The 700-nt window shown below is 77.1% G+C and carries 1 pseudogene; it reads left to right on the top strand.

What is annotated here, in order from left to right:
- A pseudogene (locus tag N790_RS16310) lies at positions 1-700 on the top strand (ankyrin repeat domain-containing protein); the annotation flags it as partial.

Below are 700 nucleotides of genomic sequence, written 5' to 3'. Positions count from 1 at the left end.
CCGCGGTGCTCGCGCGCCTGGCGCAGTCGCGCCCGGACGTGTCCGCGGTGGATGCGCGCGGCCGCAACGCGCTGGTGCTGGCGGCGGAATCCGACGCCGGCCCCGAGCTTGTGCGCCACCTGATCGCGATGGGCGTGGACCCCGAGCAGCGTGACCAGGACGGCCGCCGCGCCATCGAACACGCGCTCGGCGCCGGCCGCTGGCCGCAGGTGGCCGTGCTCGACCCCACCTATCCGCTGCCGGCCAGCGTGGCCGAGGGCCTGGCCGGCGGGCATTTCGAAAAGAGCCCGCGCGAACTGCTGCGCGAGGCCCTGGTGGCCGACCGCATGGAATCGGCCGACGCCATGCTGCGCCTCGGCGCCGGCCCCGACGCCGCCGGCCTGGCCGCGCTGCTGCTGGAGTTCGCCGGCGAACCGGACCTGCCGCGCTTCGACTGGCTGCTGCGCCACGGCGCCAGCGCCGACACCTGGCTGGACGCCGACGGCACCGTGTTCACCCACCTGCTCGGCCGCGGCGGCCACGCCAGCGCGGCGCTGCAGCGCCTGCTCGAACGCGCCCAGCCGGTGGGCGGCCGCGGTGGTCTGGCGCGTTGGCTGCAGGCCTGCCTGGACGGCGAACACGTCACCCGCGGCCACGAACAGCTGGCGCTGTGCCTGCTCGAGCGCGGCGCCGACGCCTTCGGCGGCGCGCCGTCCGACCC

Source organism: Arenimonas malthae CC-JY-1 (assembly GCF_000747075.1).
Lineage (GTDB): Bacteria > Pseudomonadota > Gammaproteobacteria > Xanthomonadales > Xanthomonadaceae > Arenimonas > Arenimonas malthae.
Note: the sequence above shows the minus strand (reverse complement) of the source record. Positions and strands in the feature narration are given on the sequence as shown.